The following is a 25,537-nucleotide window of genomic DNA, read 5'->3' as shown; positions in this document are numbered from 1 at the left end:
CTGCCACCACGAGGACCACGCCATGCATGACTATCTGATGCTGCTGCACGAAACCCCGGCCGACCAGCCGACCATGAGCGAGGACGAGTTGCGCGCGCTGATCCAGCGCTACAGCGACTGGGCCGAGACGCTGCGCCAGCAGGGCCGGCTCAGCGCCGGCCACAAGCTCTGCGATGACGGCGGGCGCCAGCTGCGCCGCCCCGGCGCCCAGCTGCTGGCCAGCGATGGTCCCTGGGCCGAGGCCAAGGACGTGATCGGCGGCCTCTTCATCATCCGGGCCGAGAGTCTGGCCGAAGCCGAGGCCCTGGCCGCCACCTGCCCGCACCTGGGCGGCAGCAGCTGGATCACGCTGCGTCAGATTGAAGCCCTCTGACTTTGATCAGCTGGTCAGGCGCGAGTTGCCGCGCCTGACCGCCCAGCTGCTGCACGGTCTGGGCCTGGCCCATATCGCCGTGGCCGAGGACGCGCTGCAGACCGCGCTATTGCGCGCCGCGCGGCTCTGGCCTCTGCAAGGCTGGCCCGATAACCCGGCCGGCTGGCTCTACCGCGTGGCCTGGCGTGCAGCGGTGGATCAGCTGCGCCACGAAGCGCCGCTGCGGCCGCTGGATGAGGCCGCCGACTGGCCCGATCCGCGAGCAAGCGCCGGCGAGCGCTTTGCCGCCGAGCTCGATGATGAAGAACTCCAGCTGCTGTTCGCCTGCTGCCACCCGGCGCTGCCGCTGGCCAGCCAGGTCGCGCTGGCGCTGCGCTTGCTGACCGGCCTGCCGCTGCGGACCATAGCCGCCGGCCTGTTGTGTGGTGACGCAGCGCTTGCTCAGCGCCTGGCGCGCGCCCGTCAACTGCTGGCCACGCAAGACCTGGCCCTGCCGCCGCCAACCGAGCTGGCGGCGCGCCGCGCAGCCGTGCTGGCAACGCTTTACCTGATGTTCAACGAGGGCTACCAGAGCGCCGGCCAGGGCCCTGCGGTGATCACCAAGGAGTTGTGCTGGGAGGCGATCCGGCTGGCACGCGCGCTGGCCGCCCACCCCAGCAGCGCGGCCGCCGAGGCCGACGCCTTGGCCGCCCTCTTGCTGCTGCATGGCGCGCGCCTGGACGGCCGGCTCGATGCGATGGGCGATCTGGTACGGCTGCCGGAGCAATCGCGTGGCCGCTGGGACCGTCGCATGGTGGAGATGGGCCTGCGCCATCTGCAGCAGGCCGCACGGGGTCAGGTCTTGAGCAGCTATCACCTGCAGGCCTGCATCGCCGCCGAGCATGCCCGCGCGCCCAGCTGGGAGGCGACCGACTGGGCCCAGGTACAGCACTACTACGAAGCGCTGCTGGCGCTGGACGGCTCGGCTGGCGCACGCCTGGGCCATGCGGTGGCACTGGCGCATACCGAGGGGCCGGCGGCCGCCCTGGCCCGGCTGGATCAGGACTGGCCTCAGCTGGGCGAGCAGCCCATGCCCTATGCCTGGGCCGCGCGGGCGCAATGGCGGCAGGCCTTGGGCCGGCTGGACGAGGCCCGCGCCGACTATGCCGAGGCGCTGCGGCGTGCCCGCCATCCCGCCGAGCAGCGCCAGCTCCAGGCCCTGCTCGACGCTTGCGGCTGATCAGTGCCCCTGGCGGTGCTTGCGCGGCCGGCCGGCCAGCAGCTTGTCGAACAGCGCGTTCGGCAGGGCCCGCATCAGCTTGGCAACCACGCCCATCTGCCAGGGGATCACGCGATAGCTGGCGCCGGCGGCGATGGCCTCGAAGGCGCGTGCCGCGAAATCGTCCGGCTGCATCAGGAAGGGCATGCTGTAGCGGTTCTGGCGCGTCAGCGGCGTGTCGATATAGCCCGGCGAGATCGTCACGACCTTGACACCGAAGGGCCGGCATTCGCCGCGCAGGCTCTCGCAATAGCTGATCACCGCCGCCTTGCTGGAGCAGTAGGCCGCATGGCCGGGCAGGCCGCGGATGCCGGCCACGCTGCCTATGCCCACCAGCGCGCCGCTGCCGCGCGCCAGCATCGCCGCGACAAAGGGCTGGAAGGTGGCGGCCAGGCCGATATTGTTGGTCTCGTAGATCTGCCGCATCACCTCGATGTCCGCCAGCTCGGCCGTGTCCATGCCGATGCTGATGCCGGCATTGGCGATCACGACATCCGGCAGGCCCTGGGCCGCGATGCAGGCGCGGCCGGCGCCGGTGATGGCGTCGACATCGCGCACATCGGCGCCGTAGACCGCCCAGCGCTCGGGAGCCAGGTCTTGCGCCTGGGCCCAGGCGCGCAGCTCGTCGACGCGCCGCGCCACCAGGGCCAGGCGCCAGCCGGCGCGGTAGTACTGCAGGGCCAGGGCCTGGCCGATGCCGCTGGAGGCGCCGGTGATATAGACCAGTTTCATGGTGTTGCGACGGGCTTGCGCGCGCCGGGCGGATCGAAACGGGCGCTGCTGCGGCCGCCAAAGCCCAGCTTGCCGCTCAGATGGTCATATTCGAAAGAGGCCGCGCGCACCTCGCCGCCGGCATAGCGCAGCAGCACCGGCAGATGCGAGCGCAGCTTCTCGCTGCTCAGCAAGGCATGCAGGAACTCGCCGCGCACCTCCAGCGCCGGCCGCTGGGACAGCCCGCCCTCGCGCAGCGGCTCGAAGCGCTGCACCGTGACATCGCCCAGCAGCTGCATCTCGCTGCCGTCGCCGTTGCCGACGGCCCGCCGGGCGGTGGCCAGCAGCATCGCGCCGTCGGCCGCGAAGGCGCGCAGGCGCACGCCGTCGATCTCCAGCGTGTCGGTATCGGGATAGTGGCGCATCTCGCTGCCCTCGACCCGAAAGCGCAGCGCGCCGGCGGCGTCGAAGCGCTGCAGCTCGAAGCCCTGCATGCGGTAGTCGGGCACATGGCGCGGCGGCACCGGCTCCATCGGCCCGTCCAGCAGCGGTGTATTCTTGACCAGCCACCAGGTGCCGGCGGCCAGAAAAGCCATCAAGAGCAGCGGCAGATAGGCCGAGGCCAGCGACTGCAGCCGCCACAGCCAGCTCTGCGGCAGGCGACGCCGGCTCGGCGCCGGCGGCGGGGCCAGGGTCACCATCAGGGATGGCCCCCGTCCAAGGTCTCGAGATGGCTGCTCAGCAGGGCCTGGTAGCGGCCGGCGGCCATCAGCAGCAGATCGCAGCATTCGCGCGCCGCGCCATGGCCGCCGGGCGCGGCGGTGATGTGGTGGGCCACGGCCCGCACCTCGGCATGGGCCTGGGCCGGTGCGCAGGCAAAGCCGGCGCGCGTCATCAGGGGCAGATCGGGCCAGTCATCGCCCATCGCGGCGACCTCGGGCCAGTCCAGGCCCAGCCGGTCCAGCAGCGGCTGGGCCACGGCCAGCTTGTTCTTGGCGCCGTAGACGGCATGCCGGAGCCCCAGGTCGGCGACACGGCGACGCACCGCCGGCGAATCGCGGCCGGTGATGATGATGGGGGTGATGCCGCCCTGGTCCAGCAGCTTCAGGCCATGGCCGTCCAGCGTCGAGAAGGCCTTGAAGCTCTCGCCCTGCTCGCCGATATAGATGCGGCCGTCGGTCAGCACGCCGTCGACATCGAAGATCGCGGCCTTGATGGCAAGACCTGGCCCCTGGGCCTTGAGCAGCAGTTCGGGGGGGAATTGCAAGCTGGCCCGCATCAGATCACCTTGGCCTGCATCAGGTCGTTGATGCTGATCGCGCCGACCAGGCGCTGCTGGGCGTCGACCGCCAGCACCAGCGTGATGCGCGCGCTCTCCATCAGGTCGGCGGCATCGACCGCCAGCGCATCGGCCGAGACCGTGCGCGGGTGCTTGGACGCCACCTCGCCGGCCTTCAGCGCGCGCAGGTCTTCGCCACGCTCGATCAGGCGGCGCAGATCGCCGTCGGTGAAGATGCCCAGCACCTGGCGGTCGGCATCGACGACGACAGCCGCGCCCAGGCCTTTGGCCGACATCGTGCGCATCATCTCGCTGAAGCTGGCCTCGGGTGCCACGGTCGGCAGCGCCTCGCCGCTGCGCATCAGGTCGTGCACATGGGTCAGCAGCTTGCGGCCCAGCGCACCGCCCGGGTGGGAGCGGGCGAAGTCTTCTTCCCTGAAGCCGCGCGCGTCCAGCAGGGCCACGGCCAGCGCGTCGCCCAGCGCCATCTGGGCGGTGGTGCTGGCGGTGGGCGCCAGGTTCAGCGGGCAGGCCTCCTGGTCGACCTTGCTGTCGAGCACGAAGTCGGCGTGTCGTGCCAGGCTGGATGTGGCGCCGCCGGTCATCGCGATGATGACGACGCCCAGGCGCTTGAGCACCGGCAGGATGGCGTTGAGCTCGTCGCTCTCGCCCGAGTTGGACAGGGCCAGCACCACGTCCTTGCTCGTGACCATGCCCAGATCGCCATGGCTGGCCTCGGCCGGGTGGACGAACAGCGCCGGCGTGCCGGTCGAGGACAGCGTCGCGGCGATCTTGCGGCCGACATGGCCGCTCTTGCCCATGCCCATCACCGCGACCCGGCCGGAGCAGTCCATCACGGCCTGCACGGCGGCCGAGAATGAAGGCCCCAGACGGGGCAGCAGGCCGGTCAGCGCGGCGGCCTCGATCTGCAGCGTCTGCCGGGCCATGGCCAGGGCGCGAGCGGCGTCAAAGGGCGGGGAATGCGTCATCCGGCCAGTGTAGCGGCGGCGCCGGGCGCTGTAGTGGCCGGCTATTACCCGTCGCGGCGCGCGCGTTTCCACAATCGGCGCGACGGCATCCGCCGTCGCCAAACAGGAGACTGTCGATGAGCGCGAAGAAACTGCTGCTGCTGGCCGGCGACTATGTCGAGGACTACGAGATCATGGTGCCCTTCCAGGCCCTGCTGGCCGTGGGCCACCGGGTCGATGCGGTCTGCCCCGGCAAGGTGGCCGGCGACCATGTGCTGACGGCCATCCACGATTTCGAGGGCGCCCAGACCTATTCCGAGAAGCCCGGCCACCGCTTCACGCTCAACGCCACCTTTGCCGATGTCCGGCCCGAGGACTATGACGGCCTGGTGATCCCGGGCGGCCGCGCCCCCGAGTACCTGCGCACCGTGCCCGGCGTGGTCGCGCTGGTCCAGCACTTCGCCCGCGCCGACAAGCCGATCGCGGCGATCTGTCATGGCGCCCAGCTGCTGGCCGCCGCCGGCGTGATACGCGGCAGAAAAGTCTCGGCCTATCCGGCCTGCGCACCCGAGGTCGAGCTGGCCGGCGCCAGCTATGCCCAGATCCCGGTCGACCAGGCCGTCACCGACGGCCGCCTGGTCACTGCGCCGGCCTGGCCGGCGCACCCGGCCTGGATCGCGCAATTCCTGGCGGTGCTGGGCACGCGCATCGAGCTTTGACGCAAAATCGTCCGCGCCCCCAGGAGCCGACCATGTGCGAAGTCTTCATCAGCGCCAACCCCGAGTCCTATGAGTCGCGCACCCGCTCGCTGCGCCTGCATGGCGTGGTCACCAGCATCCGGCTCGAAAACCTGCACTGGGAGGTGTTGGAGGAGATCGGCGCGCGCGACGGCATGGGCGTGACCCAGCTGATCGAGAAGCTCTACGACGAGCTGGTGCAGGCGCGCGGCGCGGTCGGCAACTTCGCGTCCTTTCTGCGGGTCAGCGCGCTGCGCTATATGGCTTTGCAGGCGCGCCAGCGCATCCCCGCCGATCTGGCGGTGCCGATCCGTTCGCTGGACGCCCGGCAGGTCTTGCAGGACCTGCCGGACAGCTGGGCCCGGCCGCCGCAGCGGGTCGCGCTGCCGGACCGGCCGGACCGTCATCAGGGGTAGAGGCCGCGCTCTTCCCGGGCTTCCAGCACCCGTGTGCAGGCCACGACGAAGGCGGCCGTACGCAGCGGGATGCGGTGCTGCTCCGAGGTTTCCCAGATGTGCTTGAAGGCACCGGTGATGATCTTGTCCAGGCGGACATTGATCTCGTCCTCGGTCCAGAAGAAGCTGCTGAAGTCCTGCACCCACTCGAAGTAGGACACGGTCACGCCGCCCGAGTTGGCGATCACATCGGGCACGACGATGATGCCGCGGTCGGCCAGCACGGCGTCGCCGTCCGGCGTGGTCGGGCCGTTGGCACCTTCCAGCACCAGCCGGGTCTGCAGGCCTTCGGCGCGGGCGGCGGTGATCTGGCCTTCCAGCGCGGCCGGGATCAGCACATCGCTGCGCACCTTCCAGAAGTCTTCATTGGCGATCGCATCGCCGCCGGCAAAACCGCCGACGCCGCCGGTCTTGGCCACATGGTCGAGCAGGTTCGTCATGTCGAAGCCCGACTCGTTCAGGATGGTGCCGGTGTGGTCCTGCACCGCAACGATCTTGGCGCCGTTGGCGGCGAAAAGCTTGGCCGCGATCGAGCCGACATTGCCGAAGCCCTGCACCGCGATGCGGGCATTGTCCATCGGGATGTTGAGGCGGCGCATCGCCTCGCGGCCGATCACGAACACGCCGCGGCCGGTGGCCTGCACGCGGCCCAGCGAGCCGCCCAGCGGGATCGGCTTGCCGGTGACGACGCCGGTGGCGGTGGCCCCGGTGTTCATCGAGTAGGTGTCCATCATCCAGGCCATGATCTGGCCGTTGGTGTTGACGTCCGGAGCCGGGATGTCCTGCTGCGGGCCGATGATGATGCCGATCTCGCTGGTGTAACGGCGGGTAACCTTTTCCAGCTCCTTCAGCGACAGGGTCTTGGGATCGAGCCGGATGCCGCCCTTGGCGCCGCCATAAGGCAGGTTGACCGCCGCGTTCTTGATCGTCATCCAGGCCGACAGCGCCATCACCTCTTCCAGCGTGACGTCGGGGTGGTAGCGCACGCCGCCCTTGCCGGGGCCGCGGGTCAGGCTGTGCTGGACACGGTAGCCCTCGAAGTGGGCGATGGTGCCGTTGTCCAGCTCGATGGGCACGTCGACGATCAGCGCGCGCTTGGGTCGGCGCAGCGTCTCGACCCAGCGTGCCAGATGACCCAGGTAGGGTTCAACGGCGTCGATCTGGGACAGATAGGTGCCCCAGGGACTGTTGCGCGTGGGCGAGACAAAGGACAGATTGGGCATGTAATGCTCCGTAACTTTTCGGTGGCGCGAACGGTATCGCGAACCCGGCCCGCCAGGCCAGCGATTCCAAAGCCGAGTGGACATGCGGCCATGCGGCGCGCGCATAGAGATCAAAACTGTGCGCCGGATCGCCTGTTTGGGCAAGGTTGTTGCCCGGACTCCCGTTCAGTTCAGAAATGCCCCAGCACCCCCAGCCGACGCGCCCGCCGCTCCAGCACGCCGTAGATCAGCAGGCCGGCCAGCAGATAGGCCAGCGAATTCAGCGCGATCCAGCCGAACACGCTGGCCGGCAGCGCGGCGCCGGCGGCCGAGGCGCGCGCCGCCGCCGCGCCCAGCGCATAGGGCAGCAGGGCCTGGGCATTGATCGGGTAGGCGGGCAGGGCCACCAGGCCGATCACGGCCGGGTAGCAGACCACCAGCAGCAGCTCGGCCTTCTTGACCAGCAGCAGCAGGCCGCCCAGCGCATAGCCGACACCGATCAGCGCCGGCACCGCCAACAGCGCCGCCGCCAGCACCGGGCCGTGGCTGATCTGCAGCCGGCCGCCCGCCAGCCATTCGGCCAGCCACAGGGTCAGCCCCAGCATCAGCAGCCCGCCCAGCAGCTTCAGCAGGGCGCGCAGGCTCAGCAAGGCCCAGAGCGGCAGCGGCCCCAGGCTGAGCTGCTCCAGGCCGCGCTGCTCGGTCTCCTCCTGCACATCCTGGCAGACGCTGCCAAAGGCCGAGGCCGCGAACAGCCACAGCACAAAGCCGACGATCAAGCCATCGGCCTCGCCCGAGGCCAGCGCGCTGCCGCTGACCGACAGCACGGCGTAGAGCAGGCCGCCGAACAGGCTCAGCAGCAGGCCCAGACCCAGCAGACCCTCGAACCAGTAGCGCCGCTGCAGATAGAAGGCTAGTCGCAGCTCATTGGCCAGATGGCGCGGCCAGCGGCTCAGCATGAGGAGGCCTCCGCCGCGCCGACCAGGCTCAGGTACTTGTCGCGCAGCGCGATGCGGCGCAGCTCCAGCCCATGACTGGCCGCCAGCTGGGGCAGCAGCGCAGCCAGCAGCGCGCAGGCCTGGGCCTGGTCGCGCAGCGGCAGCTGCCAGACGCCCGGCGTCTCGGCCGCCTGCCAGGCCAGCGGGCCCAGGTCCAGCGGCAGGGCCGGCAGCACGGCAGCGGACGGCTGCAGGCGCAGCACATATTCATGCTCCAGGCGCAGGAACTCGGCCTTGCTGCCGTCGAACACCTTCTCGCCCTGCTTGATGCAGACGATGCGCGAGCACAGGCGCTCGATGAAGTGCAGATCGTGCGAGCTGATCAGGAAGGCGCTGCCCTGGGCCGCCGCATGGCGCACCAGGGCTTCGAGCCGCTCGACGCCGAACAGGTCCAGGCCCAGGGTCGGCTCGTCCAGCAGGGCCAGTGCCGGCTTGTGTATCAGCACACCCAGCAGGGCGGCGCGCAGCTTGTTGCCGGTGGACAGCTGGCGCAGCGGCGAGTGCACGTCGGGAATGTCCAGCAGCGCGGCCAGCGCGTCGAAATGCGCGCGCTCGAAGCGGGCCTCGCGCAGCGCGCAGAAGTAGCGCGCATTCTCCAGGGTCGACAGGCGCTCGTAGCCGGCGCCGCGCCCTTCCAGCAACACCCCGAACTCACGCAGATGCGGGCCCTGGCGGCCGGCGGCCAGGGCCCGGCCGCGCCAGCCGAGGCGGCCGCCGTCGGCGCTGCACAGGCCGGTCAGCAGCTTGATGCAGCTGGTCTTGCCCGAACCATTGGGCCCCAGCAGGCCGACGATCTCGCCGGCCGCCAGGCTCAGCGAAAAGTCGCGCAGCGCCGCAACCTCGCGGCCCGCGCGCCGGTAGGTCTTGCTGGCGCCGTCCAGGCGCAGCAAGGGCTCGTCGGTGACGCTCATCTTGGTGTTCACTCCCCGCCTCATCTCGTGCGCGCGCTGCGCGGATGCTTGTATGGCCGAATATGCACGCGCCGTCTGAACACTGCATGAAGACCGGCCGGCGCCGCCCGGGCACCGCTTAACATGAAGCCATGATCACCTCGCTGGACCTCGCCCTGCTCTATCTCGTGGCCGCCGTGCTGGGTGTGGTGATCTGCCGCTCGCTGAAGCTGCCGCCGATGCTGGGTTATCTGGCGGTGGGGGTGCTGATCGGGCCGAACGCGCTGGCGCTGGCCGGCGACACCTCCAGCATCCGCTACCTCGCCGAGTTCGGCGTGGTGTTCCTGATGTTCGTGATCGGGCTGGAGTTCAATCTGCCGAAGCTGCGCAGCATGCGCTCGCTGGTGTTCGGCCTCGGCCTGCTGCAGGTGCTGCTGACCATCGTCGGCACGGTGGCGGGGCACTATCTGCTGCAAGCCGGCTTCGCCTACTTCGGCCGCGCATGGGAGCTGAGCTGGCAGGGCTCGCTGGTGCTGGGCGCGGCGATGGCGATGAGCTCGACGGCCATCGTCGTCAAGCTGATGGCCGAGCGGCTGGAGCTGGAGAGCGAGCACGGCAAGCGCGTGATGGGCGTGCTGCTGTTCCAGGATCTGGCCGTGGTGCCGCTCTTGGTGATGATCCCGGCGCTGAACAGCAGCGGCGGCGCGATGGCGGTTTCGCTGGGCTGGGCCACCTTGAAGGCGGCGGTGCTGCTGGGCATCCTGCTGGTCGGCGGGCAGAAGGTGATGCGCTGGTGGCTGACCCTGGTGGCGCGGCGCAAGAGCGAAGAGCTGTTCATGCTGAACCTGCTGCTGGTGACCCTGGGCCTGGCCTGGCTGACCGAGCACGCCGGCTTGTCGCTGGCGCTGGGCGCTTTTGTCGCCGGCATGCTGATCGCCGAGACCGAATACAAGCACCAGGTGGAGACCGATATCCGGCCCTTCCACGATGTGCTCTTGGGCCTGTTCTTCATCACCATAGGCATGAAGCTGGACTGGCGGCCGGTGCTGGCGCAATGGCATCTGGTTTTTCTGCTGACCTTGGCGCCGACCCTGGCCAAGTTCGTGCTGGTGGCGGGGCTGGCGCGGCTGTTCAAGGCGCCGGCCGGCGTGTCGCTGCGCACCGGCCTGTATCTGGCCCAGGCCGGCGAGTTCGGTTTTGTGCTCTTGACCCTGGGCGCCCAGCACCAGCTGATCGCGCCGCAATGGGTCAGTCCGGTGCTGGCCAGCATGGTCTTGTCGATGCTGGCCACGCCCTTTCTGATCATGTACAGCAACCGCATCGTGATGAAGCTGTCCAGCAGCGACTGGATGATGCAGTCGCTGCAGCTGACCAGCATCGCCAAGAAGGCGATCAAGGCCGACGCCCATGTGATCATCTGCGGCTACGGCCGCAGCGGCCAGAACCTGGCCCGGCTGCTGGAGGGCGAGCACATCCCCTATATGGCGCTGGACCTGGACCCGGACCGGGTGCGCCAGGCGGCAGCGGCCGGCCAGAGCGTGGTGTTCGGCGACGCGGCACGGCTGCAAAGCCTGATGGCCGCCGGCCTGGCGCGCGCCAGCGCCGTGGTCGTCACCTATCACGACACGCCCTCGGCGCTGAAGATCCTGCAGCTGGTGCGCTCGCATGCGGCCCAGGTGCCGGTGGTGGTGCGCACCATCGACGACACCGATCTGGAGAGGCTGCGCGCCGCCGGCGCCACCGAGGTGGTGCCCGAGGCGATCGAGGGCTCGCTGATGCTGGCCAGCCATGCGCTGGCCCTGGTGGGCGTGCCGATGCGGCGCGTGATCCGGCTGACCCGCGACGCCCGTGATGCCCGCTACGGCCTGCTGCGCGGCTATTTCCACGGCGCCGACGACGACAGCGCCGAGGATCGCCAGCAGGAGCGCCTGATCTCGGTCACGCTGCCCCAGGCCAGCCCCTTTGCGAAGCAGCCGCTGGAGGCCCTGGCCCTGCATGCGGTGGGCGTCGGCGTGGTCTCGCTGCGGCGCGCCAGCGGCGCGGTGGTCGCGGCCCAGGACAGCCTGCTGCTGGGCGGCGGCGACACGCTGGTGCTGTCGGGCACGCCGGAGGCGCTGGCCCTGGCCGAGGAGAAACTGCTGCGCGGCTGAGCGGGCTCAAGTGCTGAAGGGCGGGTCCCCTGCGGGACAGCCTGCCGCCTGGGCGACAGGCGCGGCCGGCGGCTTGCGCCACACTCGCGGCACGGCAGCCAACAAGGACGCGTCACCATGAACTTCGACTACAGCCCCAAGGTCCAGGAGATGCGCGAGCGCCTGCTGGCCTTCTTCGATCAGCACATCTATCCCAACGAGCATCGCTTCCACGCCGAGGTCGAGGCCAACCGCCGCGCCGGCAATGCCTGGCTGCCGACCACGCTGATCGAGGAGCTCAAGCCGCTGGCGCGCCAGGCCGGGCTGTGGAATCTGTTCCTGCCGCAGTCGCCGCGCGCGCCGGAGGGCCTGTCCAATCTCGAGTACGCGCCGCTGTGCGAGATCATGGGCCGGGTGCACTGGGCGCCCGAGGTCTTCAACTGCTCGGCCCCCGACACCGGCAATATGGAGACCATCGCCCGCTACGGCAGCGAGGCCCACAAGGACCGCTGGCTGGAGCCCTTGCTGAAGGGCGAGATCCGCTCGGCCTTTCTGATGACCGAGCCCGAGGTGGCCTCGTCGGACGCCACCAATATCCAGTGCCGCATCGAACGCGAGGGCGACGAGTATGTGATCAACGGCACCAAGTGGTGGTCATCGGGCGCCGGCGACCCGCGCTGCGCGATCTACATCCTGATGGGCAAGACCGATCCCGGCGCCGGCCGCCACGAACAGCAGTCGATGGTGCTGGTGCCGGCCGACACCCCGGGCATCACGATCAAGCGCGCGCTGTCGGTGTTCGGCTACGACGATGCGCCGCACGGCCATATGGAGATCGTGCTGAAGAATGTGCGGGTGCCGGTGGCCAACATCCTGCTCGGCGAAGGCCGCGGCTTCGAGATCGCCCAGGGCCGGCTAGGCCCCGGCCGCATCCACCACTGCATGCGCTCGATCGGTGCGGCCGAGCGAGCGCTGGAGCTGATGTGCGAGCGCGCGATTGCCCGCAGCGCCTTCGGCAAGACCATCGCCCAGCAGACCGTGACCCAGGAGCGCATCGCCGAGGCGCGCTGCAGCATCGAGCAGGCCCGGCTGCTGACCTTGAAGGCCGCCTACATGATGGACACGGTGGGCAACAAGGTGGCCAAGGCCGAGATCGCGATGATCAAGATCGTCGCGCCGACGATGGCGCTGAAGATCATCGACTGGGCGATCCAGGTCTATGGCGGCATGGGGGTCTCGCAGGACACGCCGCTGGCGATGATGTGGGCGCATCAGCGCACGCTGCGCCTGGCCGATGGCCCCGATGAGGTGCACCGCAACTCGCTGGCCAAGCTGGAGCTGGCCCGTCATATGAAGCTGCCGGCCGACAAGGTCGAGATGCCCATCACAAGAGGCGGCTGAAACAAACTCCCCCGCTAGGGGGTCTGTCGCTGCGCGGGAGGGCCCGCTAGCATCCGTCGCTTGTTCCGCAAAGCCACACGATGCAACGCCCCAAGCTCTCCCGCGCATGGCCGCCCCTGGCTTTTGGCCTGGTGCTGGCACTCCAGGCCACGGTGCTGATCAGCAGCCTGGGCGGCTGGGTGGACCGCGCCTGGCTGCCCTGGCTGAGCATGGCCAGCCTGGGCCTGAGCGCGCTGGTGGCCGGGCTGGCGCTGATGGCGATGGCGCACGCCCGGGCCCGTGCCGAGCGCGCCCAGCGCACGCTGGAAGAAGCCATCGACGCGCTGCCGGCCAGCGTCGAGATCTTCGACGCCCAGGACAAGCTGGTCGCCTTCAACAAGCGCCTGGTCGAGATCTATCCCCATATGCTGCGCGAGTTCGAGCGCGGCGCCAGCTTCGAGGAGCTGGCGCGCGCCTCGCTGGCCATCAAGGGCGTGCCCGAAGCGATCGGCCGCGAGGAGGAATGGCTGACCGAGCGCCAGCGCAACCGCGGCCAGCAGCGCGCGCCGCTGCTGCAGCGCGTGCATGACGAGACCTGGCTGCGCATCTTCGAGCGCCGCACGCCCTCGGGCGGCATGGTGGGCGTGCGCCTGGAGGTCAGCGACCTGGTCCATGAGCAGCAGCGCCTGGCCGCCAGCCAGGCCCATCTGCAGGCCCTGATCAATGCGGCCACCAACGGCATCGTCACGCTGGACACCGGCGGCCATATGCTGGAGGTCAACCCCGCCTGCGCCCAGCTCTTCGGTTTCAGCGCGCCGGAGCTGCGCGGCGGCCATCTGAGCATGCTGATACAGGGCGTTCCCAGCGCCCCGCAAGACCTGACCCGGAACGCGTCACTGAGCGGCGGCAGCCAGGAGTTCAGCGCCCGCCACCGCGACGGCCGCGAGCTGGCCGTGCATCTGTCGGTGGCCGAGGTCAAGACCGCCACCACCCATCTGTTCGTCGGCATCATCACCGACTTCAGCGAGCGCAAACGCCAGGAGGTGCGGCTGCGCCAGGCCAACGAGCTGCTGGCCCGCCAGTCCACCACCGACGGGCTGACCGGCGTCGGCAACCGCCGCCTGTTCGACCAGGCGCTGCAGATCGAGTGGCAGCGCAGCGCCCGTGCCGGCAAGCCACTGGCGATGCTGCTGGTCGATATCGACCACTTCAAGCAGTACAACGACCACTACGGCCATGTCGCCGGCGACGACTGCCTGCGCCGCGTCGCCACCCTGCTACGCAGCTGCGTCGGCCGCGGTGGCGAGCCGGTGTGCCGCTACGGCGGCGAGGAGTTCGCGGTGCTGCTGGTCGACACCGATCTGGCCGGTGCCCAGGTGGTGGCCCAGCGCATCCTCGACAGCGTGCGCCTGGCCGCCATCGAGCACGCCGCCTCGCCGGTGCGCCACAGCGTCTCGCTGAGCATAGGCGTGGCAGCGCGCGTCGCCGAGGCCCAACTGCCGGCCCTGCACCTGATCGAGCTGGCCGATGCCGCGCTCTACCAGGCCAAGCAGGCCGGGCGCGCCCGCATGGTCTGCAGTCCGCTGGTGGCCTGATTTACCATCGGCACCTATGCCGACCACTGCCGCCGACTACATCAAGAGCCATATCCGCACCGTGCCCGACTGGCCCAGCGCGGGCGTGCAGTTCCGTGACATCACGCCGCTGCTGTCCAATCCGCGCGTGTTCCGCGTGCTGATCGACCAGTTCGTGCACCGCTATTTCGACGCGAAGCCGACGGCCATCGCCGGCCTCGACGCGCGCGGCTTCATCATCGGCTCGGTGCTGGCCTATGAGCTGAACATCGGCTTCATCCCGATCCGCAAAAAGGGCAAGCTGCCCTTCACGACGGTGGAGGAGACCTATGAGCTGGAATACGGCAGCGCCACGGTGGAGATGCACACCGACGCCGTCAAGCCCGGCGACCGCATCGTGCTGATCGACGACCTGATCGCCACCGGCGGCACGATGATGGCCGGCGCCAAGCTGCTGCAACGCCTGGGCGCGCAGGTGGTGGAGGGTGCGGCCATTGTCGACCTGCCCGAGCTCGGCGGCTCCCAGCGCCTGCAGGAGAGCGGCCTGCCGCTGTTCACGCTGGTCGACTTCGGCGGCCACTGAAGGACAATAGACCATGGCCAAACCCATTCCCCGCCTCAGCCGCGACCAGATCGACGCGGTCATCAAGACCGCCTGGGACGACACCCCGCCCTATAACAAGGTGCTGATGCAGCACGCCATCGGCCAGGGCGAGCTGGTGCAGCTGATGAAGCGCGAGCTGACCTCCAGCGCCTACAAGCTCTGGGCCGCCCAGGGCAAGGGCGTCAAGCCACCGAAGGCCAAGTCGACCTGGCCGCACGGCCGCTGATGCCGCAGGCCCTCAATGTGCTGGGCACGCCGCTGGTGCCCTGCTCCTACGACCCGCTGACCGGCTTCTTCCGCGACGGCTGCTGCCATACCGATCAGCACGACCTCGGCAGCCATGTGATCTGCGCCAAGCTCACGGCCGCCTTTCTGCAGTTTTCGGCGCTGCGCGGCAACGACCTCAGCACGCCCCGCCCCGAGCAGCGCTTCCGAGGCCTGAAACCGGGCGACCGCTGGTGCCTGTGCGCGCTGCGCTGGCGGCAGGCCTATGAGGCCGGTGTTGCGCCGCCGGTCGTGCTGGAATGCACCCACGCGCGGGCCCTGCAATACGTCAGCCTGGAGCAGCTGCGCACGGCGACCGTGTAAGCCTCGGGCTCCTCCAGCCCAAAAAGAAGCCCGGCAAAACCATCACGGCTGCCGGGCAAGTCTCAGGGCCATTGGAGGGAGGGAGGAGGAGCACCCTGAGTGAAGCCAATTTACCAACTCAGGGCGTCGCTGCGCGTAGGACAAGGCCGCATTCGAGGCATCGGCCCGGCGTAGCGCTCACTTCCCGATACAAAACCGGCTGAATATCTCGCCGAGCAGATCGTCGGCCGAGAAGGCGCCGGTGATCTCGCCGAGGGCGTCGTGCGAGAGCCGCAGCTCTTCGGCCAGCAGATCCAGGGCCGGCGGCTGCTGGGTGGCCACGGCCTTGGCCAGCTCCAGATGCTCGCGGGTGCGCTTGAGCGCCTGGACATGGCGCTCGCGGGCGATGAACAGGCCCTCGGGCGTGGCGTGCCAGCCGACCTGCTGCAGCAGGCGCTGGCGCAGCTCGCCCAGCCCCGCACCGGTCTTGGCGGACAGCGCGACGGCGCCTGGAGCCAGGTCTTGCCCATGGGCGGTGTCGGCCTTGTTGAAGACCTGCAGGATGCGGCCGACATCGACGCCTTGCAGGCGTTCGTTGATCAGGCGGTCCTCGGCCTCGTAGTCCGGTTGGCCGATGCGGCTCAGGTCGTGCAGGAACAGCACGACATCGGCATCGGCGATCGCATCCCAGCTGCGCGCGACGCCGATGCGCTCGACCTCGTCCTCGGTCTCCCGCAGCCCGGCGGTGTCGCTGATGTGCAGCGGCACGCCCTCGATCTGTATGGTCTGGCTGACCTTGTCGCGCGTGGTGCCGGGGATGGGCGTCACGATGGCCAGCTCGGCACCGGCCAGCGCGTTCAGCAGCGAGCTCTTGCCGACATTGGGCTGGCCGGCCAGCACCACCTTGATGCCCTCGCGCAGCAGCGCGCCCTGCTGGGTGCGGTCCAGCACGGCCGCGAGTCGGGCGTGCAGCCGGTCCAGCTGGCCCAGCGCGTCGGCCTGCTGCAGGAAGTCGATCTCTTCCTCCGGGAAGTCCAGCGTCGCCTCGACCAGCATGCGCAGCTTGATCAGCGCATCGCGCAGCTCGCCGACCTCGCCGGACAGCGCGCCGGCCAGCGCACGGCTGGCGCTGCGCGCGGCCGCCTCGGTGCTGGCGTCGATCAGATCGCTGACGGCCTCGGCCTGGGCCAGGTCGAGCTTGCCGTTCAGAAAGGCGCGCTGGGTGAACTCGCCGGGCTCGGCCAGGCGCATGCGCATGCCGGCGCCGGCCTCCATGCAGCGCGCCAGCAGCAGCTGCAGCACCACCGGCCCGCCATGGGCCTGCAGCTCCAGCACATGCTCGCCGGTATAGGAATGCGGGGCCGGGAACAGCAGGGCCAGGCCCTGGTCGATGGCCTCGCCATCGGCGGCGCGGAAAGGCAGATAGCTGGCCTCGCGCGGCTTCAGGGCCTTGCCGCACAGGGCCTGCACGATGGGGGTCAGGTCTTGCGCCGACGAGACGCGGACGATGCCCACCGCGCCTCGTCCGGGGGCGGTGGCGATGGCGACGATGGGATCTTGGTGGCGGGACAGCATGGGCGAATTTTCACCGATGGCGGCCACCCCAGACGAAAAACGCCGACCTTGGGGTCGGCGTCCGGGATATGGCGCGGGGGAGGCTGTCAGCGGGCGCTCGCGTGAGCCCCGCTGATGGGCCTTGTCGCCAGGCACTGTTGTCTTTGACAGGCCGGTGACTCTCTGCCCCGCATGTGATCGATTAAAGGCCTGGCGGCGCCAATAAAAAAGCCCCCAAGTGCGGGGGCACCCGGGGGCTTCGTGAAATGCTGGCGCGGGCGGCTATTTGTTGACGCCGAGCTGCTTGTTGATCATCCACTGCTGGGCGATCGACAGGATGTTGTTGGTCAGCCAGTACAGCACCAGACCGGCCGGGAAGAAGAAGAACATGAAGCTGAAGGCCAGCGGCATGATCCACATCATCTTGGCCTGCATCGGGTCCGGCGGCGTCGGGTTCAGCCAGACCTGGAACAGGCTGGACAGCGTCATCAGGATGGGCAGCACGAAGAACGGGTCCTTGGCCGACAGATCGGTGATCCACAGAATCCACGGTGCATGGCGCATCTCGACGCTGGACAGCAGCACCCAGTACAGCGCGATGAAGAAGGGCATCTGCAGGAAGATCGGCAGGCAGGAGCCGATCGGGTTGATCTTCTCCTCGCGGTAGATCTTCATCATCTCCTGCTGCATCTGCTGCGGCTTGTCCTTCAGGCGCTCGCGCATCTCGGTGATGCGCGGGTTGACCGCCTTCATCTTGGCCATGCTGCGGTAGGCGCTGGCATTGAGCCAGTAGAACGCGATCTTCAGCAGCACCACCAGCGCGATGATGGACCAGCCCCAGTTGCCCAGCAGCTTGTGCAGCTGGTCGAGCAGCCAGAACAGCGGCTTGGACAGGATGGTGAACCAGCCATAGTCCTTCACCAGCTCCAGGCCCGGGGCCAGCACGGCCAGCTTGTTCTCTTCCTGCGGGCCGACGAAGAGCTGGTGGTCGGCGCTGACGCTGGCGCCGGGCGCCAGCTGGGCCAGCGGGAACAGCATGCCGACCGAGTACAGATTGTTGTCGACCTTCTTCGCGTAGAACTCACGCGGGCTGTCGCCCTTGTGCAGCCAGGCGCTGGCGAAGTAGTGCTGGACCATCGCAACCCAGCCATCGCTGGCATTCTTCTCGACGCTGGCCTTGCCCTTTTCGATGTCCTTGAAGTCGAGCTTCAGGAACTTCGACTTGTCGGTATACATCGCCGGGCCGGTGAAGGTGAAATAGAAGCTCGACTCATTGGGCAGCGGATTGCCGTCGCGCACCAGCTGGGTGTAGAGCTGGGGCATCAGCGGCGCGGCCGAGGTGTTGAGCACCTCATGCTTGACGTCCACCGCATAGTCGCCGCGCTTGAAGGTGTAGGTCTTGACCAGCTTGACGCCGCCCTGCTCGGGCGACTCGAAGCGCACGACCAGGCTTTGCTCGCCGTCCTTCAGGCTGCGCTCGCCGGGCACCAGGCTCATCGGGGTCAGGTGGCTGGGCGCGCCGGCCACGCCGACCAGGCCGGTCTGGGCCAGGTAGACGCGCTGGGCGCTGCGGTCCAGCACGACGATATGGCCGCTGGCGTCGGTCTCGTCCTTGTGCTTGAGCAGTTCCACCCGCACCAGGCTGCCGCCCAGGCTGTCCAGTGTGGCCTTGACCACATCGGTGCTGATGACGACGGTTTCGCCAGTGCTGCTCGGTGCCGCAGCGGTCGGCGCGGCGCCCGGTGTCGCGGCCGCGCCCGGCAGGGTGGCGGCGGTGGGCAGTGCGGCAGCGCCGGGTGCCGAGCCAGCAACGGCCGCCGGCTTCGGGGCGGCGGGGCTGAACATCGAGGGGTGACCGTTGTGCTTTTGCCAGCCGTCCCACAACAGGACAAGCGACATGGTGAAGACCACCCACAGCACGGTGCGGCGTATATCAGTCATTGGGACGCTTCAGGATTGGAGGAGGAGGAACGGACGCCAGACCCGCAACCCAGACGGGTGAACAGGCCGGGCGGATTGTCGGGCACGGCATCATGCCCGCCCAAGCAGAAAGGATTGCAGCGCAGGATGCGGGCCGCCGCCAGATACGTGCCGGCGGCCGCGCCATGCTGGGTCAGCGCCTGCATCGCATAGGCCGAGCAGCTCGGCTCATAGCGGCAGCCGGCCTGCAGCCAGTGGCTGAACAGCAGCTGATAGCCGCGCACCAGCCCCATCATGAAGCGCTGCGGCAGCGAGGCGGGCGGGCGGTCCATATCGCTCAGGCCTGCGGCCGGGCACGGGCCGGCCGCTGTTGCTCGCGCTGCGGCGCGCGCGCGCGCTCGAACAGCTGGGCCAATTCGACGCGCGCAGCCGTGCGCAGCGCCTCGGACGAGGCGCTGGGAAACTGCTTGATGTCGAAGGGCGCACGCAAGCGCACCACCCACAGGCCCGGCAGCAACGGCTCTTCGGCCGCGGCCTGGGCCACGAAGGCGGCGCGGATCTGGCGCTTCAGCAGGGTACGGGTCACGGCGCGGCGGGCATGGCGTTTGGGCACCACGCTACCCAGCCAGCAGCCTTGCGGCAGCGCCTGAGCGCGGCCCTCATCCACAAGCATGTGGATGTCCGGTGCATCGCCTGTTGATAACTCGGCCGCATCTGTGGACAACTTCTTGCCCGGCAGGCTGGGGCTGGCCGCAACATGGTGCACAGCGAAATGGCTGCTGCGAGCGCGGCTGGGCGAACCCAGCACGCGCTCAAAGTCGGCCGATCGCAGGATGCGGCCGATCACGCTGTCGTGTCCCGACTTAGACAGCCAGACGCTTGCGGCCCTTGGCGCGGCGCGCAGCGATGACGGCGCGGCCGCCACGGGTCTTCATGCGGACGAGGAAGCCATGGGTACGGGCGCGACGGGTCTTGGAAGCTTGGTAGGTGCGTTTCATGATGAAACCTCTTGAGGTCTAAAGACGCTACAACGCAGCGAGGAATCCTCGCCCGCGAGAGCGGTTGTGGGCAAATCGTTACGAGATGCGCTGGGCATCCCGGCCGCCAAAGCCATGCCGGTCTGCCGTACCCTTGACGGGTCGGCAGGCCGATACGGCCCAGACGGCCACCGATGTGCGCCGCGCCGGCCCTGCCTTGGGGCCGACATGGGACAAGACCATCAATCCACATGCTAGTGCAAAGAACAAGTCCGCCCGTGCGCAACCATCCGGCGTCCGGAAAACCCGCGATTACACCAAACTTTGGCGCCCCGGTCAATCAAGAGGGATCGCCATCCCGGGTTATCGGGGGCTTGACCGCGCCCAAAAATCTGTGGATAACCTGCGATTCGGCCGCGTCAAACCCGTACAATCCGGCCGCTCAAGAACAAGTTTTCCACAATGAGCGCAGACATGTCTGGGGCAGAACTTTGGCAGCGCGGCTGTGAGCGCCTGGCTGCCGAACTGCCCGAACAACAATTCAATACCTGGATACGCCCGCTGCCCCCGGCCGATGTGGCCGGCGGCAGCGGCGCCGACGCGGTGGTCGTCTCGCTGCGCGTGCCCAACCGCTTCAAGCTCGACTGGATCCGCAACCAGTATGCGGGCCGCATCGAAGCCATCCTGACCGAGCTGGCCGGCAAACCGGCCCGCCTGGAGCTGGCCCTGGCCGCGCGCGAGCCGGTCGGCCGCGTGGCCCAGCCCCTGCCCGCCAACCAGCCGATCGCCGTCGGCCAGGTGCTGCACAACGGCCTGCGCCCGGTCAGCCCGCCGCAGCCCGAGCCCGTGCCGGTGGCCCCCGCCGCGCCGCGCGACCCGCAGCAGCCCGTCATCCACAGCAATCCGGCCCTGGGTCCGCCGCCCAGCGCCAGCCGCCACCGCCTCAATACCGCGCTGACCTTCGACACCCTGGTGCCCGGCCGTGCCAACCAGATGGCGCGCACCGCGGCCCTGCATGTGGCCGGTGCGCCGGGCGCGATGTACAACCCGCTGTTCATCTACGGCGGCGTCGGCCTGGGCAAGACCCATCTGATCCATGCGGTCGGCAACGCCTTGCTGCGCGACAAGCCCGATGCGCGGGTGCTCTATCTGCATGCCGAGCAGTTCATCTCGGACGTGGTGAAGAACTACCAGCGCAAGACCTTCGACGAGCTGAAGGCCAAGTACCACTCGCTGGACCTGCTGCTGATCGATGATGTGCAGTTCTTCGCCGGCAAGGACCGCACGCAGGAGGAGTTCTTCAACGCCTTCGAGGCCCTCTTGGCCAAGCGCGCCCACATCATCATGACCTCGGACACCTATCCCAAGGGCCTGGTGGACATCGACGAACGTCTGACCAGCCGCTTCGACGCCGGCCTGACGGTGGCCATCGAGCCGCCCGAGCTGGAGATGCGGGTGGCCATCCTGATCAAGAAGGCCGAGGCCGAGCAGACACCGATGCCCGAGGATGTGGCCTTCTTCATCGCGAAGAACGTGCGCGCCAACGTGCGCGAACTCGAGGGCGCGCTGCGCAAGGTGCTGGCCTACAGCCGCTTCTCGCACAAGGACATCAATATCCAGCTGGCCCGCGAGGCACTGAAGGACCTGCTGTCGATCCAGAATCGGCAGATCTCGGTGGAGAACATCCAGAAGACGGTGGCCGACTTCTACAAGATCAAGGTCGCCGATATGTACAGCAAGAAGCGCCCGGCCAGCATCGCCCGGCCGCGCCAGATCGCGATGTACCTGGCCAAGGAGCTGACGCAGAAAAGCCTGCCCGAGATCGGCGAGCTGTTCGGCGGCCGCGACCACACGACGGTGCTGCATGCGGTGCGCAAGATCGGCGGCGAGCGGCAGAAGAACACCGAGCTGAACCAGCAGCTCCACGTGCTGGAGCAAACCTTGAAGGGCTAGCGCTTTCCTCAGCGGAATTTGCCCTATAAGTAGGTGAAAATACGCGCTGTTGCCCGACGGGCCCGGCGCCAAAGCCAAAACAGAGCGGAGAGAGGTTTCCATGATTGTGTTGAAAGCCACCCAGGACAAGGTCTTGAGCGCGCTGCAGGCTGTGGCCGGCATCGTCGAGAGGCGCCATACCCTGCCCATCCTGGCCAATGTGCTGATACGCAAGCAAGGCCCGCAGCTCGAGCTGACCACCTCCGACCTGGAAATCCAGGTCCGCACCACGGCCGAGCTGGACGGCGACGCCGGCAACTTCAGCACCACGGTGGGCGCGCGCAAGCTGATCGACATCCTGCGCTCGATGCCCGCCGACCAGACCGTCAGCCTGACCGCCAACGCCAGCAAGCTGACGCTGCAGGGCGGCAAGAGCCGCTTCACCTTGCAAACGCTGCCGGCCGATGACTTCCCGCTGGTGCAGGAAGCCGCCGACTTCGGCCCGGCCTTCGCCGTGCCGCAGAAAACGCTGAAGAGCCTGATCAACCAGGTGCACTTCGCGATGGCGGTGCACGACATCCGCTACTACCTGAACGGCATCCTCTTCGTTGCCGAAGGCAAGACCCTGACCCTGGTCGCCACCGACGGCCATCGCCTCGCGCTGGCCCAGGCGACCTTGGAAGCCGATATGCCCAAGCAGGAAGTCATCCTGCCGCGCAAGACCGTGCTGGAGCTGATGCGCCTGCTGAAGGATGGCGGCAAGGATGGCTCCGACGACCAGCCGATCGAGATGCGCTTCGCCGGCAACCAGGCCAAGTTCACGTTCAGCGGCATGGAGTTCGTCACCAAGCTGGTCGAGGGCAAGTTCCCCGACTACAACCGCGTGATCCCGAAGAACCACAAGTTCAATGTGACGCTGGGCCGCCAGCCGCTGCTGGCCAGCCTGCAGCGCGCCGCGATCCTGACCAGCGAGAAGTTCAAGGCCGTGCGCCTGAGTTTCGAGCCGGGCCTCCTGAGCATCGCCTCCAGCAATGCCGAGCAGGAAGAGGCCAAGGAAGAGATCGAGATCGACTACGGTGGCGACCTGATAGAGACCGGCTTCAACGTGACCTATCTGATGGACGCGCTGCAGAACATGAGCCAGGACATGGTGTCCATCGATCTGAACGACAGCGCCGCCAGCGCGCTGATCACGATCCCCGAGCAGACCGGCTTCAAGTACGTCGTGATGCCGATGCGGATCTGAGGCGAGAACTGACTTGACGACAGCGGGCCTCGGCCCGCTTCAGTGCTTTTAAAGGGGCGGCGAAGTGGCTGCCCGACAGTGAGAGAGAGTCCCCGATGAGTGATGTGCCGAGCAACGAACAGAACCCCGATGGCCTGACCGACAAGCAGAAGGACGCGGTCTCCGCAGAAGCGTCCTCGGGCGCGGTCTACGGTGCGGATTCGATCCAGATCCTCGAGGGCCTGGAAGCCGTGCGCAAGCGCCCCGGCATGTATATCGGCGACACCTCGGACGGCACCGGCCTGCACCACCTGGTGTTCGAGGTGGTGGACAACTCCATCGACGAATCGCTGGCCGGCCATTGCGACGACATCATCGTCACCATCCACACCGACAACAGCATCTCCGTCATCGACAACGGCCGCGGCATCCCCACCGGCGTCAAGATGGACGACAAGCACGAGCCCAAGCGCAGCGCCGCCGAGATCGCGCTGACCGAGCTGCATGCCGGCGGCAAGTTCAACCAGAACAGCTACAAGGTCTCCGGCGGTCTGCACGGCGTGGGCGTGTCCTGCGTCAACGGCCTGTCCAAGACCCTGCGCCTGACCGTGCGCCGCGACGGCAAGATCCACCAGCTCGAGTTCAAGCAAGGCATCCCGCAGGACCGCCTGATCGAGATCGTCGACGGCGTCGAGACCAGCCCGATGCGCATCGTCGGCGAGACCGACAAGCGCGGCACCGAGGTCCACTTCCTGCCCGACACCGAGATCTTCCAGACCAATAACGATTTCCACTACGACATCCTCGCCAAGCGCCTGCGCGAGCTTTCGTTCCTGAACAACGGCGTGAAGATCCGCCTGGTCGACGAGCGCAACAACAAGGAAGACAACTTCGCCTACGCCGGTGGCGTGCAGGGCTTTGTCGAGTTCATCAACAAGGGCAAGAACACCCTGCACCCGAAGATCTTCCACGCCCAGGGCGACAAGATCAGCGAGCAGGGCACCAATGTCGGCGTCGAAGTGGCGATGCAGTGGAACGACGGCTTCAACGAGAACGTCCTCTGCTTCACCAACAACATCCCGCAGCGCGACGGCGGCACCCATCTGACCGGCCTGCGCGCCGCGATGACACGCGTGCTGAACAAATACATCGTCGACAACGAGCTGGCCAAGAAGGCCAAGGTCGAGGTGGCCGGCGACGATATGCGCGAAGGCCTGGCCTGCGTGGTCTCGGTGAAGGTGCCCGAGCCCAAGTTCAGCTCGCAGACCAAGGACAAGCTGGTCAGCTCGGAAGTGCGCGCGCCGGTCGAAGACATCGTCAGCCGCCTGCTGACCGACTGGCTGCTTGAGAACCCGATCGACGCCAAGATCATCTGCGGCAAGATCCTCGACGCCGCCCGCGCCCGCGAGGCCGCGCGCAAGGCCCGCGAGATGACGCGCCGCAAGGGCGTGCTCGATGGCCTGGGCCTGCCCGGCAAGCTGGCCGACTGCCAGGAGAAGGATCCTTCGCTGTGCGAGATCTACATCGTCGAGGGCGACTCCGCCGGCGGCTCCGCCAAGCAGGGCCGCGACCGTAAGTTCCAGGCCATCCTGCCGCTACGCGGCAAGATCCTGAACGTCGAGAAGGCGCGCTACGAGAAGCTGCTGACCAGCAACGAGATCATCACGCTGATCACCGCCCTGGGCACCGGCATCGGCCGCGGCGCCGGCAGCGACGACTTCAACCCCGACAAGCTGCGCTACCACCGCATCATCATCATGACCGACGCGGACGTGGACGGCGCCCACATCCGCACCCTGCTGCTGACCTTCTTCTACCGCCAGATGCCCGAGCTCTGCGAGCGCGGCCACATCTACATCGCCCAGCCGCCGCTCTACAAGGTCAAGGTCGGCAAGCACGAGCAGTACCTGAAGGACGGCACCGAGCTGGACGCCTTCCTGCTGAAGGTGGCGCTGCAGGACGCCCATCTGCACACCGGCATCGGCGGCGCGGTGCTCTCCGGCGAAGCGCTGGAGCAGCTGGCGCGCAAGTACGTCCTGTCCGAAAGCGTGATCACCCGCCTGGCCAACTGGATGGACTTCGAGGCGCTGCGCGTGCTGTCCAGCGGCCTGGCCATCAACCTCGACACCAAGGAGGCCGCCGAGGAAGCCGCTGCCGCCATGCAGGCTGCGCTGCACCAGGCCGAAGTCAGCAGCGAGTACGACGCCCGCACCGACAAGCTGCTGCTGCGCATCAGCCGCCGCCAGCACGGCAATGTGCGCTCCAGCGTCATCAATGCCGACTTCATGCACGGCGCCGACTACGAAGTGCTGGCCGACGCCGGCCGCACCTTCAAGGGCCTGATCGGCGAGGAAGCCCTCGTCCGCAAGGGCGAAGGCGAGAAGGCCAAGGAAAGCAAGGTCAGCGACTTCCGCGGCGCGATGGCCTGGCTGATGCAGCAAGCCGAAAACAGCGTCGGCCGCCAGCGCTACAAGGGCCTGGGCGAGATGAACCCCGAGCAGCTCTGGGAAACCACGATGGACCCCAACGTCCGCCGCCTGCTGCGCGTGCAGATCGACGACGCCATCGAGGCAGACCGGGTGTTCACGATGCTGATGGGCGACGAAGTCGAGCCGCGCCGCGATTTCATTGAGACGAATGCGCTGAGGGCGGCGAATATCGACGTGTGAGCTCAGACACGCCTCAATGCAATTGACCGTCGGGGAGGGACGGAAGATTGTTCGATAGGATTTCATTCAAAATTTTCAACGGACCGGCTGTTCACGACAGCCGGTCTTTTTGCGTTCTGCTGCCAGCTGCCTGTT

General features: G+C 68.1%; 25 protein-coding genes. 13 read left to right on the top strand and 12 right to left on the bottom strand.

The features are described 5' to 3' along the window. Nucleotides 1-22: 22 nt before the first annotated feature. Complete coding sequence (locus ABGI63_RS04175) at nucleotides 23-373, top strand: YciI family protein (protein ID WP_272645345.1); 351 nt, start codon at nucleotides 23-25, stop codon at nucleotides 371-373. After that, nucleotides 360-1,592 (top strand): RNA polymerase sigma factor, encoded by a 1,233-nt coding sequence (locus tag ABGI63_RS04170; protein WP_349741193.1) that lies wholly within the window; start codon nucleotides 360-362, stop codon nucleotides 1,590-1,592. The genes ABGI63_RS04175 and ABGI63_RS04170 overlap by 14 nt, the downstream gene beginning before the upstream one ends. On the opposite strand, the gene ABGI63_RS04165 is transcribed toward ABGI63_RS04170, so the two are convergent. The 4 genes from ABGI63_RS04165 to ABGI63_RS04150 are packed head-to-tail and all read right to left on the bottom strand — an operon-like array spanning nucleotide 1,593 to nucleotide 4,610. Next, nucleotides 1,593-2,363 (bottom strand): SDR family oxidoreductase, encoded by a 771-nt coding sequence (locus ABGI63_RS04165; RefSeq protein WP_137944935.1) that lies wholly within the window; start codon nucleotides 2,361-2,363, stop codon nucleotides 1,593-1,595. It abuts the gene before it with no gap. Beyond that, the gene (gene lptC / locus ABGI63_RS04160; protein WP_171018417.1) at nucleotides 2,360-3,043 is read right to left on the bottom strand and encodes an LPS export ABC transporter periplasmic protein LptC; all 684 of its coding nucleotides are present in this window, start codon (nucleotides 3,041-3,043) and stop codon (nucleotides 2,360-2,362) included. Before lptC ends, ABGI63_RS04165 begins: the two co-directional genes overlap by 4 nt. Continuing rightward, the gene (locus tag ABGI63_RS04155; RefSeq protein ID WP_349741192.1) at nucleotides 3,043-3,621 is read right to left on the bottom strand and encodes a KdsC family phosphatase; all 579 of its coding nucleotides are present in this window, start codon (nucleotides 3,619-3,621) and stop codon (nucleotides 3,043-3,045) included. Before ABGI63_RS04155 ends, lptC begins: the two co-directional genes overlap by 1 nt. Further along, entirely contained in the window at nucleotides 3,621-4,610 is a 990-nt protein-coding gene (locus tag ABGI63_RS04150; RefSeq protein WP_349741191.1) for a KpsF/GutQ family sugar-phosphate isomerase, read from the bottom strand. Before ABGI63_RS04150 ends, ABGI63_RS04155 begins: the two co-directional genes overlap by 1 nt. 116 nt (nucleotides 4,611-4,726) lie before the next feature. Here ABGI63_RS04150 and ABGI63_RS04145 point away from each other — a divergent pair, with 116 nt between their 5' ends. Together ABGI63_RS04145 and ABGI63_RS04140 are read left to right on the top strand one after the other, a co-directional pair. Next, nucleotides 4,727-5,308, top strand: coding sequence for a DJ-1/PfpI family protein (locus tag ABGI63_RS04145; protein WP_137944931.1), 582 nt, complete (start codon nucleotides 4,727-4,729; stop codon nucleotides 5,306-5,308). Nucleotides 5,309-5,340: 32 nt separating this feature from the next. Beyond that, nucleotides 5,341-5,742 (top strand): ribbon-helix-helix domain-containing protein, encoded by a 402-nt coding sequence (locus ABGI63_RS04140; RefSeq protein WP_349741190.1) that lies wholly within the window; start codon nucleotides 5,341-5,343, stop codon nucleotides 5,740-5,742. On the opposite strand, the gene ABGI63_RS04135 is transcribed toward ABGI63_RS04140, so the two are convergent. From ABGI63_RS04135 to ABGI63_RS04125, 3 genes are all read right to left on the bottom strand, one after another. Further along, on the bottom strand, nucleotides 5,733-7,004 hold the full coding sequence (locus tag ABGI63_RS04135) for a Glu/Leu/Phe/Val family dehydrogenase (protein ID WP_349741189.1): 1,272 nt from the start codon (nucleotides 7,002-7,004) through the stop codon (nucleotides 5,733-5,735). The genes ABGI63_RS04140 and ABGI63_RS04135 overlap by 10 nt on opposite strands. Before the next feature lie 170 nt (nucleotides 7,005-7,174). After that, complete coding sequence (locus tag ABGI63_RS04130) at nucleotides 7,175-7,942, bottom strand: hypothetical protein (protein ID WP_349741188.1); 768 nt, start codon at nucleotides 7,940-7,942, stop codon at nucleotides 7,175-7,177. Beyond that, the gene (locus ABGI63_RS04125; RefSeq protein ID WP_349741187.1) at nucleotides 7,936-8,904 is read right to left on the bottom strand and encodes an ATP-binding cassette domain-containing protein; all 969 of its coding nucleotides are present in this window, start codon (nucleotides 8,902-8,904) and stop codon (nucleotides 7,936-7,938) included. Before ABGI63_RS04125 ends, ABGI63_RS04130 begins: the two co-directional genes overlap by 7 nt. A gap of 119 nt (nucleotides 8,905-9,023) precedes the next feature. On the opposite strand from ABGI63_RS04125, the gene ABGI63_RS04120 reads away from it, so the two are divergent. The 6 genes from ABGI63_RS04120 (at nucleotide 9,024) to ABGI63_RS04095 (ending at nucleotide 15,146) form a co-directional block, all read left to right on the top strand. Beyond that, on the top strand, nucleotides 9,024-11,021 hold the full coding sequence (locus tag ABGI63_RS04120) for a monovalent cation:proton antiporter family protein (protein ID WP_349741186.1): 1,998 nt from the start codon (nucleotides 9,024-9,026) through the stop codon (nucleotides 11,019-11,021). A gap of 117 nt (nucleotides 11,022-11,138) precedes the next feature. Further along, nucleotides 11,139-12,401 (top strand): acyl-CoA dehydrogenase family protein, encoded by a 1,263-nt coding sequence (locus ABGI63_RS04115; RefSeq protein WP_349741185.1) that lies wholly within the window; start codon nucleotides 11,139-11,141, stop codon nucleotides 12,399-12,401. 80 nt (nucleotides 12,402-12,481) lie between these two features. Continuing rightward, a complete protein-coding gene (locus ABGI63_RS04110; RefSeq protein WP_349741184.1) occupies nucleotides 12,482-13,975 on the top strand; it encodes a GGDEF domain-containing protein in 1,494 nt (497 codons plus the stop codon). A gap of 16 nt (nucleotides 13,976-13,991) precedes the next feature. After that, nucleotides 13,992-14,537 carry an adenine phosphoribosyltransferase gene (locus tag ABGI63_RS04105; protein WP_349741183.1) on the top strand — a complete coding sequence of 182 codons (546 nt, stop codon included), beginning with the start codon at nucleotides 13,992-13,994 and terminating at the stop codon, nucleotides 14,535-14,537. A 13-nt stretch (nucleotides 14,538-14,550) separates the two neighbouring features. Then, nucleotides 14,551-14,784, top strand: coding sequence for a DUF2805 domain-containing protein (locus ABGI63_RS04100; protein WP_137944920.1), 234 nt, complete (start codon nucleotides 14,551-14,553; stop codon nucleotides 14,782-14,784). Beyond that, nucleotides 14,784-15,146, top strand: coding sequence for a DUF2237 family protein (locus tag ABGI63_RS04095; RefSeq protein WP_137944919.1), 363 nt, complete (start codon nucleotides 14,784-14,786; stop codon nucleotides 15,144-15,146). The genes ABGI63_RS04100 and ABGI63_RS04095 overlap by 1 nt, the downstream gene beginning before the upstream one ends. Before the next feature lie 177 nt (nucleotides 15,147-15,323). Here ABGI63_RS04095 and mnmE read toward each other — a convergent pair whose 3' ends face one another. From mnmE to rpmH, 5 genes are all read right to left on the bottom strand, one after another. After that, nucleotides 15,324-16,700: a tRNA uridine-5-carboxymethylaminomethyl(34) synthesis GTPase MnmE gene (mnmE, locus tag ABGI63_RS04090; protein ID WP_349741182.1), complete on the bottom strand. Its 1,377-nt coding sequence runs from the start codon at nucleotides 16,698-16,700 to the stop codon at nucleotides 15,324-15,326. Nucleotides 16,701-16,961: 261 nt separating this feature from the next. After that, complete coding sequence (yidC, locus tag ABGI63_RS04085; protein WP_349741181.1) at nucleotides 16,962-18,620, bottom strand: membrane protein insertase YidC; 1,659 nt, start codon at nucleotides 18,618-18,620, stop codon at nucleotides 16,962-16,964. After that, a complete protein-coding gene (gene yidD, locus ABGI63_RS04080; RefSeq protein WP_349741180.1) occupies nucleotides 18,617-18,931 on the bottom strand; it encodes a membrane protein insertion efficiency factor YidD in 315 nt (104 codons plus the stop codon). Before yidD ends, yidC begins: the two co-directional genes overlap by 4 nt. Before the next feature lie 5 nt (nucleotides 18,932-18,936). Next, nucleotides 18,937-19,446, bottom strand: a complete 510-nt coding sequence (locus ABGI63_RS04075) for a ribonuclease P protein component (RefSeq protein WP_262972299.1) — start codon at nucleotides 19,444-19,446, stop codon at nucleotides 18,937-18,939. Between the two features lie 16 nt (nucleotides 19,447-19,462). Further along, entirely contained in the window at nucleotides 19,463-19,597 is a 135-nt protein-coding gene (rpmH, locus tag ABGI63_RS04070) for a 50S ribosomal protein L34 (protein WP_054021782.1), read from the bottom strand. 453 nt (nucleotides 19,598-20,050) lie between these two features. Between rpmH and dnaA the strand changes: the two genes are divergently transcribed. The 3 genes from dnaA (at nucleotide 20,051) to gyrB (ending at nucleotide 25,402) form a co-directional block, all read left to right on the top strand. Further along, nucleotides 20,051-21,529 carry a chromosomal replication initiator protein DnaA gene (dnaA, locus tag ABGI63_RS04065; protein WP_349741179.1) on the top strand — a complete coding sequence of 493 codons (1,479 nt, stop codon included), beginning with the start codon at nucleotides 20,051-20,053 and terminating at the stop codon, nucleotides 21,527-21,529. A 100-nt stretch (nucleotides 21,530-21,629) separates the two neighbouring features. Beyond that, nucleotides 21,630-22,754: a DNA polymerase III subunit beta gene (gene dnaN / locus ABGI63_RS04060; RefSeq protein WP_137944914.1), complete on the top strand. Its 1,125-nt coding sequence runs from the start codon at nucleotides 21,630-21,632 to the stop codon at nucleotides 22,752-22,754. A gap of 95 nt (nucleotides 22,755-22,849) precedes the next feature. Beyond that, entirely contained in the window at nucleotides 22,850-25,402 is a 2,553-nt protein-coding gene (gene gyrB / locus ABGI63_RS04055) for a DNA topoisomerase (ATP-hydrolyzing) subunit B (protein ID WP_349741178.1), read from the top strand. Nucleotides 25,403-25,537 lie beyond the last annotated feature (135 nt).

This window comes from Roseateles cavernae (genome assembly GCF_040187885.1).
In the GTDB taxonomy this organism is placed as follows: Bacteria; Pseudomonadota; Gammaproteobacteria; order Burkholderiales; family Burkholderiaceae_C; genus Roseateles_E; species Roseateles_E cavernae.
The sequence above is the reverse complement of the archived record's forward strand: the minus strand, read 5'-3'. Positions and strand labels throughout refer to the sequence as shown.